This is a genomic window from uncultured Lentibacter sp., from assembly GCF_937123735.1.
In the GTDB taxonomy this organism is placed as follows: domain Bacteria; phylum Pseudomonadota; class Alphaproteobacteria; order Rhodobacterales; family Rhodobacteraceae; genus Lentibacter.
On the sequence record NZ_CAKZKL010000011.1, the window covers coordinates 30,577 to 50,912 of the forward strand.

22 protein-coding genes are annotated in these 20,336 nt (G+C 52.0%); 8 read left to right on the forward strand and 14 right to left on the reverse strand.

From position 1 onward, the window contains the following. Nucleotides 1-5: 5 nt before the first annotated feature. Genes Q0478_RS03360 through flgB form a run of 8 tightly spaced genes read right to left on the reverse strand, consistent with a single transcriptional unit; the run spans nt 6 to nt 9,131 of the window. Nucleotides 6-1,142: a flagellar basal body P-ring protein FlgI gene (locus Q0478_RS03360; protein ID WP_298676205.1), complete on the reverse strand. Its 1,137-nt coding sequence runs from the start codon at nt 1,140-1,142 to the stop codon at nt 6-8. A 12-nt stretch (nt 1,143-1,154) separates the two neighbouring features. Then, nucleotides 1,155-1,835, reverse strand: coding sequence for a flagellar basal body L-ring protein FlgH (locus tag Q0478_RS03365; protein WP_298676206.1), 681 nt, complete (start codon nt 1,833-1,835; stop codon nt 1,155-1,157). Between the two features lie 11 nt (nt 1,836-1,846). Next, nucleotides 1,847-2,635 carry a flagellar basal-body rod protein FlgG gene (flgG, locus tag Q0478_RS03370; RefSeq protein WP_298676208.1) on the reverse strand — a complete coding sequence of 263 codons (789 nt, stop codon included), beginning with the start codon at nt 2,633-2,635 and terminating at the stop codon, nt 1,847-1,849. A 59-nt stretch (nt 2,636-2,694) separates the two neighbouring features. Further along, on the reverse strand, nt 2,695-3,453 hold the full coding sequence (locus Q0478_RS03375; protein WP_298676210.1) for a flagellar basal body rod C-terminal domain-containing protein: 759 nt from the start codon (nt 3,451-3,453) through the stop codon (nt 2,695-2,697). A gap of 23 nt (nt 3,454-3,476) precedes the next feature. Then, complete coding sequence (locus Q0478_RS03380) at nt 3,477-7,553, reverse strand: flagellar hook-basal body complex protein (RefSeq protein ID WP_298676212.1); 4,077 nt, start codon at nt 7,551-7,553, stop codon at nt 3,477-3,479. Nucleotides 7,554-7,610: 57 nt separating this feature from the next. Next, nucleotides 7,611-8,312 (reverse strand): flagellar hook capping FlgD N-terminal domain-containing protein, encoded by a 702-nt coding sequence (locus Q0478_RS03385; RefSeq protein ID WP_298676214.1) that lies wholly within the window; start codon nt 8,310-8,312, stop codon nt 7,611-7,613. A 14-nt stretch (nt 8,313-8,326) separates the two neighbouring features. After that, a complete protein-coding gene (gene flgC, locus Q0478_RS03390; protein WP_298676216.1) occupies nt 8,327-8,743 on the reverse strand; it encodes a flagellar basal body rod protein FlgC in 417 nt (138 codons plus the stop codon). A 1-nt stretch (nt 8,744) separates the two neighbouring features. Next, entirely contained in the window at nt 8,745-9,131 is a 387-nt protein-coding gene (gene flgB / locus Q0478_RS03395) for a flagellar basal body rod protein FlgB (RefSeq protein ID WP_298676218.1), read from the reverse strand. A gap of 91 nt (nt 9,132-9,222) precedes the next feature. On the opposite strand from flgB, the gene Q0478_RS03400 reads away from it, so the two are divergent. Continuing rightward, a complete protein-coding gene (locus Q0478_RS03400) occupies nt 9,223-9,780 on the forward strand; it encodes a hypothetical protein (protein WP_298676220.1) in 558 nt (185 codons plus the stop codon). Next, nucleotides 9,777-10,127, forward strand: coding sequence for a hypothetical protein (locus Q0478_RS03405; protein WP_298676222.1), 351 nt, complete (start codon nt 9,777-9,779; stop codon nt 10,125-10,127). Before Q0478_RS03400 ends, Q0478_RS03405 begins: the two co-directional genes overlap by 4 nt. Nucleotides 10,128-10,142: 15 nt before the next feature. On the opposite strand, the gene Q0478_RS03410 is transcribed toward Q0478_RS03405, so the two are convergent. The 4 genes from Q0478_RS03410 to flhA are packed head-to-tail and all read right to left on the reverse strand — an operon-like array spanning nt 10,143 to nt 15,302. After that, nucleotides 10,143-10,877, reverse strand: coding sequence for a sigma-70 family RNA polymerase sigma factor (locus tag Q0478_RS03410; RefSeq protein ID WP_298676224.1), 735 nt, complete (start codon nt 10,875-10,877; stop codon nt 10,143-10,145). Then, entirely contained in the window at nt 10,877-11,683 is an 807-nt protein-coding gene (locus tag Q0478_RS03415; RefSeq protein WP_298676226.1) for a P-loop NTPase, read from the reverse strand. The genes Q0478_RS03410 and Q0478_RS03415 overlap by 1 nt, the downstream gene beginning before the upstream one ends. Beyond that, nucleotides 11,680-13,128 (reverse strand): hypothetical protein, encoded by a 1,449-nt coding sequence (locus Q0478_RS03420; protein ID WP_298676228.1) that lies wholly within the window; start codon nt 13,126-13,128, stop codon nt 11,680-11,682. The genes Q0478_RS03415 and Q0478_RS03420 overlap by 4 nt, the downstream gene beginning before the upstream one ends. An 11-nt stretch (nt 13,129-13,139) precedes the next feature. Continuing rightward, on the reverse strand, nt 13,140-15,302 hold the full coding sequence (flhA, locus tag Q0478_RS03425) for a flagellar biosynthesis protein FlhA (protein ID WP_298676229.1): 2,163 nt from the start codon (nt 15,300-15,302) through the stop codon (nt 13,140-13,142). A gap of 264 nt (nt 15,303-15,566) precedes the next feature. Here flhA and Q0478_RS03430 point away from each other — a divergent pair, with 264 nt between their 5' ends. The 6 genes from Q0478_RS03430 (at nt 15,567) to Q0478_RS03455 (ending at nt 19,095) form a co-directional block, all read left to right on the forward strand. After that, on the forward strand, nt 15,567-16,109 hold the full coding sequence (locus Q0478_RS03430; RefSeq protein WP_298676231.1) for an LPP20 family lipoprotein: 543 nt from the start codon (nt 15,567-15,569) through the stop codon (nt 16,107-16,109). A 109-nt stretch (nt 16,110-16,218) separates the two neighbouring features. Further along, entirely contained in the window at nt 16,219-17,259 is a 1,041-nt protein-coding gene (locus Q0478_RS03435; RefSeq protein ID WP_298676273.1) for a flagellar assembly protein T N-terminal domain-containing protein, read from the forward strand. Beyond that, nucleotides 17,256-17,987 carry a flagellar basal body P-ring formation chaperone FlgA gene (flgA, locus tag Q0478_RS03440; RefSeq protein ID WP_298676233.1) on the forward strand — a complete coding sequence of 244 codons (732 nt, stop codon included), beginning with the start codon at nt 17,256-17,258 and terminating at the stop codon, nt 17,985-17,987. The genes Q0478_RS03435 and flgA overlap by 4 nt, the downstream gene beginning before the upstream one ends. Nucleotides 17,988-18,021: 34 nt before the next feature. Continuing rightward, a complete protein-coding gene (gene flgM / locus Q0478_RS03445; protein ID WP_298676234.1) occupies nt 18,022-18,321 on the forward strand; it encodes a flagellar biosynthesis anti-sigma factor FlgM in 300 nt (99 codons plus the stop codon). Between the two features lie 31 nt (nt 18,322-18,352). Then, on the forward strand, nt 18,353-18,634 hold the full coding sequence (locus Q0478_RS03450; RefSeq protein WP_298676235.1) for a hypothetical protein: 282 nt from the start codon (nt 18,353-18,355) through the stop codon (nt 18,632-18,634). A gap of 38 nt (nt 18,635-18,672) precedes the next feature. Then, nucleotides 18,673-19,095 (forward strand): hypothetical protein, encoded by a 423-nt coding sequence (locus Q0478_RS03455; RefSeq protein WP_298676236.1) that lies wholly within the window; start codon nt 18,673-18,675, stop codon nt 19,093-19,095. Nucleotides 19,096-19,119: 24 nt separating this feature from the next. On the opposite strand, the gene Q0478_RS03460 is transcribed toward Q0478_RS03455, so the two are convergent. Both Q0478_RS03460 and Q0478_RS03465 read right to left on the reverse strand, forming a co-directional pair. After that, the gene (locus Q0478_RS03460; RefSeq protein WP_298676238.1) at nt 19,120-19,686 is read right to left on the reverse strand and encodes a hypothetical protein; all 567 of its coding nucleotides are present in this window, start codon (nt 19,684-19,686) and stop codon (nt 19,120-19,122) included. An 83-nt stretch (nt 19,687-19,769) separates the two neighbouring features. Then, nucleotides 19,770-20,159, reverse strand: coding sequence for a hypothetical protein (locus tag Q0478_RS03465; RefSeq protein ID WP_298676241.1), 390 nt, complete (start codon nt 20,157-20,159; stop codon nt 19,770-19,772). Between the last annotated feature and the right edge of the window lie 177 nt (nt 20,160-20,336).

Here is a 20,336-nt window from a genome sequence, read left to right on the forward strand (position 1 = left end):
GCCTCCTATATCACAACCAGTTCAGCCCGCAGGGCACCCGCCTCGCGCAAAGCCTCCAGGATAGCCACCAGATCGGCGGCCGAAGCCCCCACGGCATTGATTGCATCGACAAGAGAAGACAGGGACACACCCGTATCAAAAATGAAGGCACGCGCCGTCTCAGCCTCCACATCAATATCTGTGTCTGGTGTTACAACTGGCTCATTATCCACAACGGTTGTCTGATCGCCGTTGCTCACAACTGTTTGCCCTTGATCAACATTGAAGTCCTCATTCACCCGAACTGTCATGGATCCATGGGTCACCGCAGCAGGAGTCACCCGTACATTCCCCCCGATCACCACAGTGCCGGTGCGCGAATTGATAATCACCCGTGCGGGCGGCTCAGCCTGCGTCACCTCCACGTTCTCCATCAGAGAAATATAGGAAACGCGCTGGCTGGGGTCTTGAGGGGCTTGCACCCGCACAGAGTTGGCATCGAGCGGCACAGCGACATCCGGACCAAAGATCTGGTTGATCGCCTCGGCCATATTGGTGGCCGTTGTAAAGTCCCCTTTGTGAAGGTTCAAAATCAGATGGGGAGTCTCCAAAAAGGAGCTTGGAACCATTCGCTCCACCGACGCGCCGCGCGGAACACGCCCCACCGTGGGCACATTCACAACCAGCGAGGACTGGTCTCCACCCTGCACACCTAAGCCACCAACAACCAGGTTGCCTTGCGCTATCGCATATGTTTCGCCATCCGCGCCCAGCAAAGGCGTCATCAAGAGTGTGCCTCCGCGTAAGGAGTTGGCTCCGCCCATGGTCGAAACCGTTATATCGAGAGTTTGCCCGGGCTTCAGGAAGGGTGGCAGCTCCGCTGTCACCATGACAGCGGCGGCATTCTTTGCATTCAAGCCAGACACATCGGTGACAAGGCCAAATCGCGACACCATCGCCTGCATGGATTGCAAAGTAAGGCCCGAATTGCCGTCACCTGTGCCCGCAAGGCCAACAACGATGCCATAGCCAACCAGCTGGTTTGACCGAACACCCGCGACGCTTGCGATATCCTTAATCCGCTCGGCGGCACTTTCGCCCACCGAAAACAACAGCAGAGCAAGGCTCGTCAAAACTGGTTTTGCCCAAGAGAACAGCTGCATCGACGTCTCCTATCAATAAGGCGACAAGGTGGTGACAGCGCGTTGCAGCCAGCCCGCCTTGCCAGTGTCCGCCACATCACCAGCGCCAATGTATTTGATTTCAGCATTGGCTATCCTATCAGATAGGATAACGTTATTTGAGGAAATATCTTCAGGACGCACGATCCCGCGAACGCGAATATATTCATCCCCGTTGTTCAATGTCAGTTTCTTTTGACCAAGAATTTCCAGGTTTCCGCCCTCAAAGACACGCGCAACAGTAACCGACATCTGGCCTGTGAGACTGTTTGATTGCGCAGCCGACCCCGAGCCCGAGAAGGACTGCGTTGTGCCTGCGCTCAGCCCCTCTTCCAGAGCGTTCAAGCCAAACACGTTCGGGAGATTCATATCTACGTTGGCAGATTTTCCATTGGCTGCGTTTTGCGATTTGGTCGCTTGAAAGCGTTCGGAAAAAGACACTGTCAGAATATCGCCGACTCGGCTGGCCCGCCTGTCGGTGGCGAAGAGGCCAGCTTGCGACGGATTGTAAATTGCCCCGGAAGGAAAGCCAGCCTGAATGGGAGTGGTTTGGGCCGGCATAACCGGCAGGTAGCTCAAACTGTTTTGCTCTTCCACATAGCTGGCACCGCAAGCCGCGAGAAAAAGCGGCCACAACAGTATAACACCCGATCGCACGCAAACCGTCATCGTCATATCCTCTGCCTTTACAGATTATTTGAGAGATAGCGCATCATCTCATCGACCGATGAAATCGACTTCGAGCTTACCTCATATGCACGTTGCGTTTCGATCATATCCACAAGCTGCTGAACAACGTTGACGTTTGAGCCTTCCAAATATCCCTGGACAAGTTTGCCAAAGCCCCCGTTCAGGGGGGCTCCCTCAATGGGCGCTCCGCTTGCTGGCGTTTCAACTGCAAATGTTTCACCGATTGGCTGCAAGCCCCGCGGGTTTGCAAAGTTGGCCAAGGTCAATTGCCCCACTTCTTGCGGCGCGGTCTCTCCTGCCAACATGACAGACACAATTCCGTCTGAGGAAATATTGATTTCGCTTACATTGTCTGGAATTTGAATCTCAGGCTGAACGACATATCCGCTTGAAGTGGTCAATGTCCCCTCTCCATTGCGCGAGAAGGTGCCGTTGCGTGTGTAGCCCATGCGCCCGTCCGGCATCAAAACTTGAAAGAAACCCGACCCGTCAATGGCCAAATCAAGCGAATTGTCCGTGCTCACAAGGCCACCTTGGGAATACAGCTTCTGGGTGTTTACCAAGTTCACACCGGTCCCGACAGTGGAGGCCGAGGTCAGCATATTGCCGTCCGCAGTTTGCGCGCCCCCTGAGCGGGTGACCTGGTACAGCAAGCTTTCGAAATTCACACGATCACGCTTGAAGCCTGTTGTGTTCACGTTTGCCAGATTGTTGGCAATCACTTGCATCTTGGTTTGTTGTGCGTTGAGGCCTGTCTTGGCCACATGCATTGCATTTGAAGACATCGCTTAACTCCTACATCAGAGACTTACACTCATGCTGCAAGAGCTGTGCCAACCAAGCGTCAGTTTTGCGGCAACCGCATCAACTCTGCACCGCCGCGATCAATATCTTCTGCGAGCTTGATAAATTTGACCCCCATTTCAAACTGGCGCTGGGTTTCAATAGAGTGAATCAGTTCTGATACCGTATCAACGTTGGAAGCCTCCAAGACACCTTGAGCGACCTTGACTTGTTGGTCAGGTGCGGGAACCGAGCCGTCAGGGCGGCGAATTTGGCCATCCAACCCTTTGCTCAATCGCTCATCTGTTGCAGACGTTGTGCCCAAAAAATCGACCTGAAGAAACTGGCCAGCCGGCGCGTCTAGTGGGGTCACCGAAATTTCACCACTTTCTGAAAGCTTGAACTCAGCAAACGGCGGCAGCTCTATCGGTTCCAGGTTTTCGTTTAAGATGCGCTCTTGCGCGCCGTTTACCAAAAATCCGTCTGCATCAATTGACAGATCACCCCGCCGAGACAACGCAATCTCTCCATTGAGAGGCTGCACATACAAGTAACCGTCTGACACCACCGCGATGTCCATTTCAGAACCGAGTTGGCGCAAGGCCCCCTGCCGTGTCGAAAACCCCGCCTTCCCAGTTTCCAAATTCATGGCCCGCGCAGAGGCTTGATCCATAGATTGGATGAAGGCTGTGCCGCCATCATTGGGCAAGTCTTTACGAAAGCCCGGAATGTCGACACTGCTCAGATTGTTCGCCGTTGTTGAGCGCACATCATGCAGGTTTTTCAACGTGTTCAACGCTGTATGTATCATCCTGTCCATATAACTTCTCCCAGCTTGTCGCGTTACATACGGATATTGATGATGGTCTGGGTGAGGCTCGTGGTTGTTTCAATCGCTTTTGCAGAGGCCTGATAATTTCGCTGTGCCGTGATCAAGTTAACCAGTTCCTCCGTGATATCGACGTTTGAGCGCTCGAGTGAACCCGACAGAATATTCCCGAAGCCCTCTGCGCCAGCCTCACCAACCTGAGGTGTGCCTGAAACCGCAGTTTCAACGTAGGTCGCGTTTCCAATTTGTTTCAAACCGTTTTGGTTGTTGAAGTTCGCCACAACAATCTTGCCAAGAGGATTGTTTTGCCCATTTGTATAATTTGCACGGATGGTGCCGGAACTGTCAATTTCAAGGCCATCCAAGCGCCCAGAAGTGAAACCATCCTGCTCGACCGACAGCACCGAAAATGGCTGCGCAAACTGTGTTGACGCCGCGTAGTCAATATCAAGTGAAATCGAAAAGCCTTCTGCTTGTTGCTCATAGCGAACATTGTTTTTGGGGCTGATGAGCTTACCTGTTTTGTCAAAGGTCAGCTCGCCTTCATCAATGTAGAGCGGGAAATAGCCATCCACCATATCTTCTGGAGGGGTGGTAACAACTGTGCCCTCAGGGTCGACATAGAGCGCGACGCCTTCAGCGTTTGTTGCCTGCACCAGATTGAATATTTTCGGGACCGAACCAACACCCAGCGGAACATCATCCAAACCCAGGCGAGAGGCGCCTTTGACTTTGATTGTCGATCCGTCGCCCGTTGTCCCCGTCTGGAAGACAAAGCCATTGTCGGCCGTCGAATAGCGCACCGTCACGCCACCAACAGTTTGCCCTGTTACTGGGTCTGAAATCTGGTTGATTCTTTCCTCGAGTGCGGTGGCCAAAGTGGTGCCAACATAGTTGCCCGGCGGCACATCAATGATACCAGCAATGCCATTTACAGAAACATTGAAGCGGTTTTCGCCGTTGTTGGATGTCAGGCGGAACACTTCAGTCAAGTCGCCCTGGGCTGCGCGGCCAGTCGCAATTGCAGGTTCAGCCGCAAGACCGCTGCCTTCTTGGAAGGTAAAGTCCTGCTTGGACGCACCAAAGCCAAACAGTGCGTTTTCACCCCCGCCAATAATCCGGGAATCCAGCGCGATCGTCTCACTTTGGTCAGCACTCCCATCCCCGCTGGCCGGAATAATTCTGCGACCAATCTGGATATTGGAAGATTTCTGATTTGTGCTGACGCCAAGCGCCCCGTTGGCATCAATGCTTTCGCCTGTCGTGCCACTCGCAACAGTAAACGATTTCGTATCGCCATTGTAACTGACGGACACACCATACCGTTTGTCGTTCAGCTGGATTTCTTCACCGTCTGCAATAAACGGCTCGGTAGACAAGATCTCTCCCCCGCGAATGAGAACTGTCTCAGCATTGCCCCCCGCAGGGATACCAAGCCCGTTTGTCCCATCGGCATCCGCAGATCCGTAAACAGTGAAGGCGTTAAAGTTACTGCCTGTGCCCGTTCCCAAAACCGTGCGATCAACATTGAACTGCAAGCGCTGATTGGTTTCATCATAGGATACTTTGATGGGAGGATTGTTTTCATCAACCCAGGCCACTTTGCTGGTTGTTGCGTTTGTGACGGTCTGAGCGCTCACACTCCCCAAATCAGTGTTCACATTGGCCGCCGTGATAACAATCTGATCGCTGCCATTTTTGGAGAACACAACACCTGCGGCCGAGGTTGCTGTCAGCGCATTCAACCCGGTTACCACCGCGTCAATATCTGCAAAGTTGGCATCTTGAAAATCGGCGGTGACAGTTTTGTCTCCAATCGTGAAGCGCGTGAACTTGTTGTTCAATTCGGCAAAGCCGAGGGCTGAAAAGCTATGCACTTCGGCAACGGCTGTGTCCGCGGCTGTTGTTTCAGTCGCTGCAATTGCGGCCCCTGAAACAGGCAGGCCAAGCGCAGTCAAGGAAGCGCCGCTTGTGTCGATCATCGTCTGACCGAAGGCGATTGCCTCTTCCACGGAAAGCTCACCCGAGTTGCGTTGCGCTGCTGTGCCAATTTCGCGCATCACAATTCGCTTGGAATTGAACGTTTCAAAGGCACCATCAACAGTTGCTTTGGCCCCTTCAAAGAAGGCCTCCAGATCTTGTGAGGGCTCATAAAGAAGCGACACATCGGTGCCATCCAGTTCAAAGCCAGATTCTGGCAAGTTCAGGCCCGAGGTGTCGATCCGCAACATTCGGTAGCCTGCATCCATGGCTACATTTTCAAAGATACGCAGCTCGCGCCCATTCAGGTGATCTTGAAAATCTGTGTTCGTAGAGGCGCCCACCAGACGGATAGAGGAGGATGTGGGTGCTCCAAATTCAGTTGGAACATAGACTGTCAAGGTGTTTTGCGTGTTGTCGTATACAACCGACTTACCACCAGAGCTTACGAGTGCACCCTCAGCATCAACCGATTTCAGCTCAGTGTTCTTATCATAAACAGAAAGACTGGGGCGCTTGCCATAGTATGAGTAGGCTAGGAAACGCTCTTGCGAAACCGTGCCGCTGTCGGTGTCTTGGGTGTGCGTAATGGTGACCACTTCAGGCTCAGGATGTGGTTCAGCCATCTCGCTGCCAATACTACGCACAAACAGCCGCCCTTCAACGCCGAGCGTTGCAGCCCCGGTGCCAAGAGTGCCATCGCTGTCATAGATATAGTCGTTCATTTCATCTACGAGGCGGGTTTGCGTATGCGCCAAAAACTCTTCGCGCGTGAAATCCGGTGATGCGCCCTCAACGTCCATGCCCATCAGATCTGAAACAGATGTGGGCTGAAGAAGGTCTATCTCGATTTTCTTGTCACCCAGACCTTGCAAAGAGCCGTCGGGCGCCAATTTGAAGAGATCAATCGTCAACCGATCGTCGATATTCTGGAAAATTTGAATTTTCTTGTCATCACCATAGGCTTCGTTGATGGCCCGTTCCACTTCCGCTGCCAGCTGTTCAGCGTTGTATTTTCCCGGGCGCAGATCAATGGAGACCGGTGCATCGCTGTCATCCACGTTCACGGTAAGAAAATCTTTACCCCAGAACAAATCACTGTCGGCATTGCCGGCTTCTCGAGTGGCCTTGAACAGCAGCGGATCCGTGACAATCTCTACGAGCTTGTCGCCTTCCTCGCCAAAATCAAATGCGCTTTGCTCGCCTTGAAGGGTGGCAGGTTGTGACTCGACCTGCTGGTTGAGGTCATCCAGCTTGTAAAGCGGAGAGCCCTTTCCTTCGAGGAAGTAGTTGTCATCTGGAACAGAGGTCGTTTGGTTCCCGAAACGGTCAATGAATATTTGCTTACCCGTATCATCCACCGCATTCACCAAGTCGGGTTCAATGATGGTATCATTGATGACCAGCCGGGTATCATATTTGTTGGTTGGGTCTTCCGCAGAAGCATTTTGTGTCTTGATAAAATAGATTGTCGCGATCGTCGGGTTACCAAGGTCATCGAAGATCGTAATTGACGTGGAGTTGGTGTAACTGTCCGCATCATTCGGATCAAACCTGTAACCATCGGCAAACTGATCCAGATCGGTGACAACCGGCGCATCCGCCGGCACGTTCACACCAAGGTCAATTTTACCTGTCGCCTTGGGTTCTCCGGATGTCACCGGAAGCTGCAAAGGCACCGCGCTGTCTAGATCTTTCGCCGTGACAGACCCATCTAGGTTGACAGGGTAGGTCATCAGATACTGACCGGCACTATCAACAACGTATCGGTCATTATCGACGTTAAATGACCCGTTCCTGGTGTAAACTGTCTGAGTAGACGTGAGCGACGGCTTCAACGCAAAGAAACCTTGCCCCGAAATGGCCAAATCAAGAGCATTCAGAGACGAGGCAATGTTGCCTTGGGTGAACTGCTGCTTGATCCCCTTCAAGATGGTGCCGGAACCGATTGAGGACGATGCGTTTTGCAACGGGGACGTCGCAAAGATATCACCAAATTCCGCGCGGCTTCTCTTAAAACCGGTCGTGCCGACGTTGGCAATATTGTTTGATGTGGCTGAAATATCGGCCTGCGCACCATTAAGGCCGGTCAATGCGGTATAAAATGACATAGGTTACCCTCTCGTCTCGTGTTTTCCAGCTCTACAGAGCTTCAATGTTCCAGCGCCTTAGCGAATGCGGCTCACTGTGCTTGCATCAATCGTGCCATAATCCTCAACATCCAACGTTGGAGCATTCTCGGCTTCGCCATAGGAGGAGGCAGAAAGCACACGCGCATAGATTGACGGACCCATCGTCTCCATCCCTGCGCCCGTATTGGCAGCCACATCCACTTTAATTTTCCTGTTCCCCTCTCGCAGCGCTGTGGGGATATCTGTCCAGCTAAACCCAACCAGGCCTGTGCCTTGTGGCCCCAGGTCATCCGAATGAAGCAATTCACCTGTTGTGGCATCTGTAAATGAAACCCGCGTTGCGCTGGCTGCTTGGGGCAGCTCAAAGACCCCGTGTATTTCACCGTTGTCATCTGGACGGGCCATTGAACCGGGAACCAAAACAGAATGACCGAGCAAAGTAGATGCCGTTGCTATCCGTGTTTGAGACATCTCGGCAGATAGAGATTTCAGGTTTGTATTGATTTCCTCAATACCTGAAACAGTTGAAAACTGGGCCATTTGGGCGATAAAATCACCGTTTTCCATCGGCGCAAAGGGATCTTGGTTTTGCAGTTGTGCGGTCATAAGTTGCAAAAAGTCGTCCTGACCCAACTTGTCATCACTGGCCCGCTCTGCCGCCGACTTTTGTGTGTTAATCCCAAGTTTGTCAAAAATTGCTTGCTGCGCCGCTGCGCCCGTTGAGTCGATATTGGACATGTCTTTTCCTTTTCCTAGCGGCCCATGTTGACGGTGCGCATCATAAGCGAGCGCAAAGTCGACACGACTTCCAAATTGTTTTGATACTGGCGCGAGGCTTCAAGCATCTCGACCATTTCTTCTTCGACATCCACTGCTGCGCCCCAAACATAACCTTCGTCATCGGCCTTGGGGTGCTCGGGTTGATAAACTTTGCTGGGTTCTCGGTTTGCTGTCACGATCCCAGCAACATTTACCGTTGCAACACCGCTGGTCTTCGCGTGGCTTGCATATTCCGTTTCAAAAAGCGGCTTGATCGCTTGATAAGCCTCTTCGCGGCTGCCCGCGACACTGTTGGCGTTTGCGATATTACTGGCGACGGTATTCAAGCGCGTCATTTGCGAAGACATCGCCCGGCTTGCTATATCAAAAATATTCTCAATACCCGACATATCACTCCCCCTTTATTGCAGCCATAAGACCCGAAACCTTGCGATTCAGAAAAGTTAACGAAGTCTGATAGCGCACCACATTTTCGGAAAACTCCATTTGCTCAACCGCAAGCTCGACCGTATTTCCATCCAGCGCAGGGTTTACCGGATCGCGATATTGCAAACGCCCAGCGTGAAGGTTCTCTGGCCGCGCAACATGTTTGTCATCAGATGTGCTCAAAAGCCCGCCGGGCAAAGCTTTTGCGAGGGTCGCCTCAAAATCGACATCTCTGGCCTTAAAATTTGGGGTCGCCGCATTTGCAATATTCGATGCCAAAATCGTATTGCGCTTTGAACGCAACGCTAAAGCCTCATCATGAATACCAAAGTGTTGTCTAATTCCGTCCATCTGTCTTTCGCTTCATCTTTTTGAGAAAAAGGGGCAATCTTGGAGCGTTATTTGCAAGTTGGATGCCAAATAAAGAGAGGAGCGAAAATTTATGGCAAAAGTCTCAGATTATAAAAAGGCAGATACAGGTCACGACACCGTTTTATCGTATCAAATGAAACGACTACGCCTGCGTGTCTTGAAGACTGTTAAATCAAAAACGCTAGATGAAGCCTTAGAGGCGTTGCGCGCTCAGTTGCCCACCGAGAAAGACGCAACAGCGCGCCTGGGCCTGCTCGCCGCAAAGACATGGCTCATTCGCCAAAAAATTCTTTACATAGGCAAGGCAGAACCAAAATCAGTCGCGGACGACATCGCCTTGCTTGAGCCAAGCTCCAAGCAACCAAAGGCACAAAGCCTGACTGAAGCGGCACAAAATCATGATGCCGCGGGAGAAAACAGCACAGCCCCACAAAGCTGGAAAAAAGTCAAAATTCTGGAAGAAACAGTTGTGAATGGGATGAGGTTTTTTAAGGATTTCGTGATTGAAGTGAATATAGAAGATGCCCAACGGTTGGTCGACGCGGGTAAAGCGGTGGTTGTGGAGCAATTAGATCAAGCTTCGAAACCAGAAACCAGCAAGCCCACAAGTAAAACGAGTAAAGAATGACAAAAAATTGGGGGATTATTCTTGGCTTTATTTCAATCGCTGCTTTGTGTTTTTTTTACGCCCAAGGCAGCTTCACGCGTTTTGAACATAAGACGCTGAGTTGCACGAGCCCGCTTATTGGTCCATTTGAATTGGTTATCAACAAGCCTCGCGTTGGTCAAAATATCCAGCTTACACAGCCCCAGGGAATGAGCCTCATTCCAATCGCAGAAATCGAAGGGGATGTTGTTGTTGTGAAAAAGGGGGACTTAACTTTGGCCATCCATTTCGAAGATGCCCAAGTCCATGTTCAACACCGCTCGCAGTTAAGAATCTCGCAATGTGAGACGACAGTATTCACCATGTAACGATAAATGCGCGCTCTAAAGGTCGCCCGCCTTTGCGCTCGCTGAAAAACTGGCCATGCCACTGCGTAAATGGCCTATTGCGGATTTCTTGATTTGCGACACACGCCCGGTGCTGATGCCCAAGATCTCGGCTATCTCATAGACGTTCAATTCTTCAACATAGTATAGCTGGATGACCATAGCCTCCCGCTCAGAAAGCTTCTCAAGCTCCCCCCTCAATCCACGTTTGATCTCTTGGTTACTGAGCGCTTCCTCCGGATTCACATCATCCGAAACAAACCAAATTGAGTGTTCATCATGCACCTCATCAATGGATTGATGCAGATTTGCCTCAAAGGCCTGTTGCCATTTGCGCAGCTCTTCAACGCTGATTAACAGCTCTTGCGCCACTTCTTCGTCGGAAGGCACGCGCTGTAGTTTTCTCTCCAGACCGAGTGATGTTTGATTGACCTTTTGCTTCATAGCGATTGTCGAGCGGCACAAATTCGAATTACGGCGCAAGAAGTCAACGATCGCGCCGCGAATGCGGATTTTGGCATAGCTCCCAAAAGTGACGCCGCTTTTTTTCACATATTTTTGGCTGGCATCAATCAAGCCAAGGTATCCAACTTGCACAAGATCATCCACTTCAACCGCGCCCTTAACGCGGCCGTAGAAATAGAACGCAATGCGCCGGACAGTTTGAAGCTCGGCTTCAATCAGTTCCTCCGAGGAAGGGTTTTGTTCTGAGTATTGCCCGCGTGATACCATCAGACATCCCCTAGCTGTGCCAAGTCATCCGCAAAAAACCTGATGCCATCAAAGCTGTTTCTTGGCGATTTTAATACAGCCTGCGCAATATTTTTGAATGCAATCAACTCTTTGTCTGGCGTTCCATTCTGTGACGCTAACAAAGGTTTGCGTTGCACAACCGAGCGGCGCATCGGTGCCGAAAAAGGGACATGCCCCGCAAAGCTCAGCTCGACATCCAAAAAGCGGGCCGCGATCGCACGGAAGTTTTCAAAATTCCGCAACGCTTCCGCCGAATTTGTCGCCATGTTCAGCACAATTGAAAAATGCTTCAGGCCATGTTCTGTATGGGCGGCCTTGATCATTGCGTAAGCGTCCATGAAACTCGTGGGCTCTGCCACCACAACGACCAACACCCGCTGGGATGCTGCGACAAATGACAAAGCATTGTCGCTTGCCCCTGCCGGCGCATCTGTAATCAGAATATCGGTTGAATCTGCAATGGCATCTACATTTCGAATAAGCTGAAAGCGGGCCTTGTCGTCGATATTCATCATATCGACCAGCCCGCTGCCACCTGCGAGCAGCTGAACTCCCTCTACACCACGTTCCAATATCTGTTCAATCGGAACACCGTTTACCAAAGTGTCCCGCAGCGTTTTGCCTGCATTTTTTCCCATCAGAATATGAGAATTGGCGAGCCCAAAATCAGCATCAAACAAACATACCCTGTGGCCCAATCTGGCATACATTATCGCCAAGTTCACTGCGATACATGTTTTGCCAACGCCACCTTTTCCGCTCGCGATGGTAATGGATTGTGTCATACGTTTGTTTCCATTTGCGCAGTTTCGGATGACACCTCGTCGCCCAACAGGGTTTCTTGCAAGTATTGTTCCATTATTGCCCCTGTGGCCTGCGAGACATTCCCCACAAGCGCGCGCGTGCCGGCCAGCCAACCGATTTCAACGGGGCTGGCATGAACTTGCGCCATTTCGAGAACCGAATAAGTGCACTCGTCCAGCTTGGTCAAAACAACTTCCGGTGCGGCAGGTGCAACAAGCGCAAGATCGCGCTGAAGACGCTGGCTTCCAAGGCCGCTTGGCACCGCAAAAACCGTGTGGATACGGTGCTGAGAAAAGAAAGTTTGCAATTGTGGCAGAATTTCAAGGGCTGCCTCAAGTGAGCACGCCATATCAAGGATCAAAGTTTGTCCTGAATTTGGCAGTCTCCAGCCCGTTTTCGTTTCAGGAGACCAGTGTTCCACCGGCACGTCAACAAGTCGGCCATAGTGCTCCATCAAACCAAGCTGCGGTGCCGCCTCTCCAACAAAATTTACCAAAGACACCTCGCGTGCTTCGCGCGTTTCCTTGAGCAAAGCAGCAAATTTCGCTGCCAAGGTTGTCTTTCCGCTGCCAGAAGCTCCGATCACAAACAGCACATCAGCATCCAAAGCCTGTGTCGGATCATATGACACAATATTTTCAACCAATGCGCCAATCAGATCTGATCGCTCAATTTTTGCCGCCGGAAAACCGCGCTGCACCAGCATATCCAGCGCATTTTCCACATCTGAGGGATCAAATCCGGCGTCAACAAGCTCACGTCCGTCGTAAGCTTGAGGGGCAGTCTCACAAATTTCGCGACTGTTTGGGACAACGCCCAACGCGATTTCAACCCGCCGCAAGCGCGCCTCAAGGGTTTCCTCTACCGTATCGCTTATGCTTTCAGCACTATAGGCTTCCTGATTCTCAGGGTCTGATGATTTTTCCGGCGCGCTTGGCCCGGACACCTCTTTTTCAGCCAACACGGGCTTTGCCGGTTCATCCTCAGCCTCAAGAGGAGCGGTTTGCGCAGCCATCAACTTGCCCAAATGTGAAGCCAGATCGCCGGTGTGTGAGGCCTGCGCAGCACCATCCCGCCCGAGAGACAAACCGCCCTCCATTGCCACAAGGTGTGGGCGCTCCTCATGTGGCCTAACCGTCTGTTGGGAAGGCGCATTTCGCCCCCCGTCATCTTGGCCATTTTCCAGAGGAGCAGACCTTCTTGGGGGCTCTCCAGCCACAACGTGAAGCGCCTCTTCATCCTCATAAACGGTGTGCACGAGGCTGTTACGTTTGGGGGCACTGTTCATTGGATCGTTGGTGGCCTTAATCCGGATCATGCCGTCTTGCTGCGTCGTCGACAAAATATAAGCGCCGTCTCCCAATTGACGAACGACTTCATCCATGGCGAGTGCGCTGTCTGGCGCCATTACGGTGATGGTTGGCATATTGAATTACCTCAGACGTTTTCTGGTTGAGATTGCGGCGAGGCCGAGGAGGCCGATGTGCTCCCCTCCGCACCAAGGGCATCAAAGCCGCCAATCGTGGCATAGACTTCAACGCGACGGTTTTCGGGGAGCTCTGTGAAGCTCAAGATGATCATATCCGGCAGATGCGTGCGCACAAAATCTGAGAAAACCGCTCTGATTTGTGGTGCAACCACCATGATGGTTGGACGCCCATCTGCACTAAGTTTTTCGCTGGTATCGTTGATCGAGCGCATCAATTGTTCAGCAAGGCTGCCCTCCAAAACAAGCCCGTCCTGCCCATTTTGGCGCACTGTGCGCAACATCAGCTGTTCGAGCTCCGGAGTGAGCGTCATCAAGGGCAATACCGTGCCCAGAGGGGCAACCTGTTGAATGAGCAGAGGCGTTAACGCGGGTCGCAACGCTTCAGCCATATCGTTGGGCGACATATTCGGCCCAACGAAATTTGAAAGCCCTTCCAAAATGCGCCGCAGATCTGAAATTGGGATCCGCTCTGACAAAAGCCGCCTCAGAACCAAGGTCAACATGTGCAAAGGCACAAGCTTCGGCACGATTGACTTCACAAGATTTGGGCTTGCCTCCCCCAACTGGTCTAACAACGCCTGAACATCATCCTGGCCAATCAGATCGGCCGCGTGCTTGTTGAGCAACTGGCTAAGATGCGTTGAGATCACTGAGTCAGGTTCAATAACGACATAATCATTTGCCTCAGCCTCGGCCTGTTGCTGCGGTCTGATCCATACCGCATCCATGCCAAAGGACGGATCTTTCACCTCAATGCCGTCAAGCTGGATATGTGTCCCATCTCCCGGCAAAGCGAGCTTGCGGTCTGGATAAGCAATATCCTCCCCCACAATCGTTTGCCCGATCCGAATACGGTATTGATTGGGTTGCAACGACAGATCATCACGGATGCGCACCCCTGGCACAACAAAGCCAAGCCCGCGGGACACCTCCCGGCGCACACCGGTAATTCGGCTCACCAGCGGGCCAGACTGTTCTTCGTCCACCAAGCTGATAAGACCGTAGCCAAGCTGCATTGAAACGGCCGAATAGTCCGTGACATCCGACAGCAGAACAGACTCGGCATCAGCCTGCTCCTCTTCGTCCAGATCTTGCGCCTCAACGGCGTCTTCCTCTGCGGCAAGCGCCTCTGACTTGCGCGCAAAATATGCTGCAACGCCTGTGAGAACAGCAAAAAACATGAACAGCTGATTGGGCATTCCCGGCACCAAGCCCAAAATAAAAATAACCCCTGCGGTGGGCATCCAAGCGCGAGACAGATTTACCTGCCCACCTATGTGCTGTGCCATGTCCTGCGTGGAGGAAACGCGCGTCACAATGATGGCGGTCGCAATTGACAGAAGCAAAGACGGAATTTGCGCTACAAGGCCATCTCCGATAGACAATAGAATATAGGCTTGCGCAGCATCCCCCACAGCCATCTGATGTTGAGCGACACCAATAATCAGACCACCAATAATGTTGATCGCCAAGATCAACAGACCAGCAATGGCGTCGCCCTTCACAAACTTGGAGGCACCATCCATTGAACCGTAAAAATCGGCTTCATCCGCCACTTCCTGGCGGCGTGCAGTTGCCTCTTCAGGGGTCATGATCCCGGCATTCAAATCCGCATCAATCGCCATTTGTTTGCCCGGCATGGCGTCAAGGGTGAAGCGTGCAGACACCTCGGAAACACGTCCAGCACCCTTTGTGATCACCACAAGGTTGATGATCACGAGAATGATGAACACAAAAATACCGACAGCATAGTTGCCCGCGACAACAAACTCTCCGAACGCTTTGATAACCTGCCCGGCAGCATCTGCACCAGTGTGGCCCTCACTCAATACCACCCGCGTTGAAGCAACATTGAGAGCCAGCCGCAAGACAGTGGCAATCAAGATCAGGTTCGGAAAAGAGGAGAAATCAAGCGGGCGGTGCGTGTGCAACGCCACCATCAAAATCAGCAGAGACAACACGATATTCACAACAAAGAAGCTATCCAGCAGAAATACTGGCAGCGGCAAAACCATCATCGCCACAAGGATCAAAATACCGATCGGAAGCACCGAGCTGCCCGCTGCCAGCTTTGCATCTTCTATCAGGGTTTGTTGGCGTGTCAGATCCATGACAGCCCCCCTTTGTCAAAAGGCTGACTGGCCCCAACCACGAGATGGGAACTCAAGCTGCTGTAAAGCCTTATTTGCAAACGCATTGTCAAAAGTAACTGCCTTATCATGCCCACGCGGAAATCTGCGCACGCCTCAGATATGCAAAGCCCATGCCAACCCCGTATTTCGGGCGGTTTTCTCCAACCAATCGAGCCAATCAAGAAAGCTGGCATAAATCCTGCAAACACCTTGGCAACCAACACTTCACAGGAGACACCGCCAATGAGCCGTGCAATTTCGAACAGTCTGCCTCTGAAAACAGCCCGCGCCCTTGGCTTGGGGGTGAGCCTCGTGCTTGTTTCGGGCTGTCAGATGGGCTTGGGCCAGATGCTGACATCATCCAAATCCCCACAGGAAATCACCTCGCAGGCGCAGGCCCGCGAGCTGTCACAGACAAAGAAACTGCTCGATGTAACGACAGTAAAATCTGTCCCCGTCCCAACGATCTCGGCAGTCGGCTATTCTGTCATCTCGTCTCAGCCGGGCAAGACACTCAATCAAAAACGCCTCATGGCCATTCGCGCCGCGCGCATGGACGCCATGCGGATCTTGACCGAACAAATTCACGGCTTGTCTGTGCAAAGCGAAACGCAGCTCTCGGAGAATGTGCTCCAATCAGACACAATGCGTGCCTCCATTGCTGGTGTCATTCGGGGCGCCCGAACGGTCAAGATTGAGCCAAAGGGTGGCGATACCTACTCTGTGCATCTTGAGATTGATCGTGCAACGATTGCGCAAGTTCTCAAAGCACACAGAGGCTTCTGAGGCCGCAATGTTTCGTCTTTGGCCCACGCGCATGACAAACGTCATGCACTATATCTTTGTTCTCGGCCTGTGCTTGGGCAGCTTGCCGCACGCCGTAAGGGCTGAGGCTATGGCCGTGCGCGCAACAGGGCAAGCTATTGCAACCGGTGCCCCTTCAGATGCGCGCCTCGAACAGCGCGCGCTTCAAGACGCCCTGTATCAAGCCGCTCTCCAAGGCGGCGCGCAAGTGAGCGGATACAGCGCAATATCCCAATCGGTCATGCGCAGCGATGTGCTGGTTGTGCGCCCAGATTCCAAAATCCTTGGTTACACCGTTCTCAATAGAAAAACGACCAAACAAAAATCAACCGTTACAATCAACGCGATTGTGGGCAACCTGAGCGCACCCGTGGTCTGCGGGCGACGGGCCGAACTTGACATTGCCCTGGCCCCGCCCCGCGTTGAAACCTCGTGGCAATCACCTGCCTGGCTGGAAAATCTGGAGCCGCATATCTCGGCTGGGGTTCAGAAGGCGCTTGCAGCAAAACCGGGCATATCAGTGTCCGCAACAGCTCGGGCGGCAGCCCAAACCTCAAACCCCAGCTTTGACTACGCCACCTTGACGCGCGGCGCTGCACCGCAAACCAAAAGATCACCAGCAACCGCGTCACTTGAGAGTTTTGTAACGATCAAGGCACCAGAGCGGCGCAACATGGCGGAAATTCTTCCGGTCTCCATCAGTGTGTCCTTGGACCGCCATCATATTGGCAAATCTGCGCTCTCTAAGGTTGTTCAAAAAGAAATCACTTTGAGCAAACGCACACCCTTCGCAAGCCTCAACGCGTCTTCCATCAAGTCGCGCCAAACCGTGATCGAGGACATTGTTCAAACCGTCACCGAGCTTTCGCAAATCGTTGCAGATGAGCGGGCCTGTGAGCCATTGACAGCGCGGCTTACCCTTAAAGGCGAACAGCTCACTTTGCCATTTGGTCGGCGTGATGGCTTAACCAAACATCACCTCGCCTACACAAAAGGGCGCGACACACCCTATGAACTTTTGGAAATCATCACTCTGAACCCCAATTCAGTCTCCCTAAGGCCGCTAGACAGCAGTATGAGACCCAGAGATTTGTCTGGAAAAACAGTGCAATTCATGGAGTTGAGCAAATGATGCAGCGCCCTCCCCTCAGCATGACACTCATCACTTTGATCGTTGCTCTTTTGACGGCTCAGAGCGCTCAGGCACGCCAAGTCGTTACAGGGGCTGACATCAAAGAAGCCATTCTGGAACAACTTCAAAATGAAAACATTTCTGCCAAGCCAATAGTATCAGACCGAAGACGCTTCTACGCCTGCGCAAGCCCTCTGCACGTTACGCCCAGATTTGCAGACAGCTGGGAAACGGCTCGCGTCTCCTGCACGGACCCTGAGAATACATGGCACGTTCTGGTGCGCACAGAGGTGCTGATGCCACAGGTATCGGAAACACAAATCCAGACAAGTGATGAGGGCCCAAAAGGCGTCGTGTTGTTGGCCAGCGTCAAGAAGGGCGCCGTGCTGACGGAAGACATCTTATCCCTTACCCAACTTCCACCAGGCAGGCGCCTTGGTGCCTTTTTCCGTTTGGAAGATGTAATTGGGCGGCGCGCCAAACAGAACCTGAGTGCCCTGCAACCCTTGAAAGCACGTCACCTAGAATTTAACTGGGCCGTAGAGGCGGGGCAAACAGCCATGATTGTGAAAAATGTCGGTGGATTTGAGGTTTCTACAGCCGGAAAAGTGCTTGAAAATGCTCAAATTGGTGACATAATAAGCGTCGAAAACATAAAATCTGGCAAGAAAATCAATGCCATGGTAGAAAGTTCAAAAAAAGTATCCCCCATCACTAACACGAACTAGATATGCGTCGTTAAGGATGTATCAGGAGGATGTCATGGTTGACTCAATTAAACATAATCTAAGGCAAATGGTTGCACCGGCGCCGCAAGACGCCAAGGGTGCCTCCGCCCGCACAAGTGTTGCGTCCTCAGGCGCGACACCAAATGCACCTCAAGCGTCCGTGGACAGCCAGCTGTCCGTGAAAGCCTCTGTTGCCTCGCTGGCGTCCAGCCCACCCATTGATATGGAAGCGGTGACACGCATCAAGCAAGCAATAGCCGATGGAAAATATCCGCTCAATCTTGAGCTTATTTCCGAGCGCTTGATGGAAAGCTACATAGAGATGCAAGGATGACGGGCAGCCTGCGCCCCTTGAAAGTTGGTCAATGCAACTAAGAGAAGCGCTTGCCCGTTTAGAGACATTGCTTGCCCTCGCAAGGGACAAAGAAGAGACTTCGACGCGACCAGAGGAAGTGGCTGAAGAGATGAGTACTTTGATCGCTGAGTTTATCGCTCCAGCGCTCAAAACGGGTGGCGCATTGCCACTTCCAGAAACGACCAAACAAGAAATACAAAAACTTTTGCTCGAAATCTCCAAATTGGAACAAAATTTGCTCCTAAAGTCCAAAGCGATTTCCGAGTTCAAGCCAGCCCGCCCTGGCCAGTGAGCAAACCAAATCGCTTCACCGAAAAAGGAGCGAGCTGAATGCAACTTACTAATCTCGAAATTTCGCCGGAACTTATACTTGCGTCAGCGGGTATTTTGGCTGCTCTGCTGGTTGTATGCGCGGGCCTTTGGCTCACGCAGCGCGCAACCAAACGCTGCATTAGACTGTTGCAAGATCAACAAAACCGCGCCCAAAAAATCAACTCTGAACAGCTTCAGAAAATTCGACACGATCTTGATGGCCTCGCAATACTTGTCGAGAGCCTTGGCAAGACCACCAAGAGGATGCCGCCGAAAGGCGCTTCACTGGCTGCTGAAAAAGTCGAGATAGCCATTTCCTTGGCTGCGGCCGGCGAGAGCGCAGAAAACATCTCACGCGCCACCGGGCTCTCAGACCTTGATGTCAACACTATCATCCGCTTTCACAAAAATAAGCCAGGCGGAGAGCCCGCCCTCATCTAGCAGCGTATTGGCAATGCCAGTTCCTTAGTTCTGCGGGTCCATAGCGTTCCTCTGACCAAATGGGGACCCCAAGAATATCTCTTGGGCCTTGGCTTGGGCCGCAATCAAGGCAGCAGGCTCCATATTGTCAACCATCGCCGCACTGCCCTGCGCGCCCCCCCGTATGGCCAAAGCCTGCGCAATAGAATACCAAATATAGGCTGTTTCGAAATCAGGCTCTTCCAGAAACTCCGCGTGTATACGCGCATATTTCAAAATGGCTGATCTATTACCGTCTGCAAGCTGATCACTTAACCGTTTGATAATACGTTGATGCACTTCAGAACGCTTCTCAACAGGTAAAAACGCTGCAAGCTCTGTTACCATTTTGACAGCCCGGTGCTCGCGCCCAAGGTCAGATAAGACAGCCCAATAATAAGCACCAATGTAGTTTTTGGGTTGCCCTAGTCCTGTTTTCAAAAGCAACGCTAAATTAAACTGCGCATCTGGCGCATCTGTTTCGGCCAAAGCCGTAAACCCCGAGATAGCCACAGCATAATCGCCAGCGTGAACAGCCTCCACGGCCAAATCAAACCGCTCATCCGCGCTCAACTCTGCTTGCTGTGACAAAACAGGCGCGCCAAGAAGCGTCACGCTCAGTCCAAGCCCTATCGCATATGCCCAAAAAATCCTGCTCATTTTCCCGCCAACATAACGAGTTGAAGATAGAGCACCCGCGATTTGAACTTGGATCCATCCTGTTGTTCATAAACAACAATTTTTGGTCGATCTGCGACCGATTTTGAAACCTCAATAAACATCGTCGCCGGCAGATGAACTCCGGCCTCAGCCAGTGCCGCCAAGGGCTCCATACTGAACTGACGCTCAAAATCAGGATCAAGCCACGCCTTTGCCAAAGCCCGCCCCAGGATATCGGGAAGCTTGTTGCGCACCTCTTCTCGGTTGTGCAGCGTGACATCCTTGCCGGCCAAGAGAGTGGCTTCTCCACGCGAAGCATTCTGCGGAACAAGTCCGGTTGAAGAAGTCGGGAGCGTCACCAGAGCGGTAGACTTGTTCGTTGTCATTATGAGATCGCAGCCATGGCAATATAAACAGAGGCAAGTGTAGTATAAACGACACTCAATTAAACGCAATTAGCATATTAGGTGTCAAAATACGGACTATTTATTAATCTGACACTAATCTTCGCACACAAATCAAATAATGGTTACCAAAAATTTAAATAACCTAGATGGACACAA

Bases quoted from the DNA above. Each gene is read 5' to 3' on its own strand.
- Q0478_RS03360 (WP_298676205.1), bottom strand. From the start codon at position 1,142: ATGCAGCTGTTCTCTTGGGCAAAACCAGTTTTGACGAGCCTTGCTCTG.
- Q0478_RS03365 (WP_298676206.1), bottom strand. From the start codon at position 1,835: ATGACGATGACGGTTTGCGTGCGATCGGGTGTTATACTGTTGTGGCCG.
- flgG (WP_298676208.1), bottom strand. From the start codon at position 2,635: ATGTCTTCAAATGCAATGCATGTGGCCAAGACAGGCCTCAACGCACAA.
- Q0478_RS03375 (WP_298676210.1), bottom strand. From the start codon at position 3,453: ATGGACAGGATGATACATACAGCGTTGAACACGTTGAAAAACCTGCAT.
- Q0478_RS03380 (WP_298676212.1), bottom strand. From the start codon at position 7,553: ATGTCATTTTATACCGCATTGACCGGCCTTAATGGTGCGCAGGCCGAT.
- Q0478_RS03385 (WP_298676214.1), bottom strand. From the start codon at position 8,312: ATGTCCAATATCGACTCAACGGGCGCAGCGGCGCAGCAAGCAATTTTT.
- flgC (WP_298676216.1), bottom strand. From the start codon at position 8,743: ATGTCGGGTATTGAGAATATTTTTGATATAGCAAGCCGGGCGATGTCT.
- flgB (WP_298676218.1), bottom strand. From the start codon at position 9,131: ATGGACGGAATTAGACAACACTTTGGTATTCATGATGAGGCTTTAGCG.
- Q0478_RS03400 (WP_298676220.1), top strand. From the start codon at position 9,223: ATGGCAAAAGTCTCAGATTATAAAAAGGCAGATACAGGTCACGACACC.
- Q0478_RS03405 (WP_298676222.1), top strand. From the start codon at position 9,777: ATGACAAAAAATTGGGGGATTATTCTTGGCTTTATTTCAATCGCTGCT.
- Q0478_RS03410 (WP_298676224.1), bottom strand. From the start codon at position 10,877: ATGGTATCACGCGGGCAATACTCAGAACAAAACCCTTCCTCGGAGGAA.
- Q0478_RS03415 (WP_298676226.1), bottom strand. From the start codon at position 11,683: ATGACACAATCCATTACCATCGCGAGCGGAAAAGGTGGCGTTGGCAAA.
- Q0478_RS03420 (WP_298676228.1), bottom strand. From the start codon at position 13,128: ATGCCAACCATCACCGTAATGGCGCCAGACAGCGCACTCGCCATGGAT.
- flhA (WP_298676229.1), bottom strand. From the start codon at position 15,302: ATGGATCTGACACGCCAACAAACCCTGATAGAAGATGCAAAGCTGGCA.
- Q0478_RS03430 (WP_298676231.1), top strand. From the start codon at position 15,567: ATGAGCCGTGCAATTTCGAACAGTCTGCCTCTGAAAACAGCCCGCGCC.
- Q0478_RS03435 (WP_298676273.1), top strand. From the start codon at position 16,219: ATGGCCGTGCGCGCAACAGGGCAAGCTATTGCAACCGGTGCCCCTTCA.
- flgA (WP_298676233.1), top strand. From the start codon at position 17,256: ATGATGCAGCGCCCTCCCCTCAGCATGACACTCATCACTTTGATCGTT.
- flgM (WP_298676234.1), top strand. From the start codon at position 18,022: ATGGTTGACTCAATTAAACATAATCTAAGGCAAATGGTTGCACCGGCG.
- Q0478_RS03450 (WP_298676235.1), top strand. From the start codon at position 18,353: ATGCAACTAAGAGAAGCGCTTGCCCGTTTAGAGACATTGCTTGCCCTC.
- Q0478_RS03455 (WP_298676236.1), top strand. From the start codon at position 18,673: ATGCAACTTACTAATCTCGAAATTTCGCCGGAACTTATACTTGCGTCA.
- Q0478_RS03465 (WP_298676241.1), bottom strand. From the start codon at position 20,159: ATGACAACGAACAAGTCTACCGCTCTGGTGACGCTCCCGACTTCTTCA.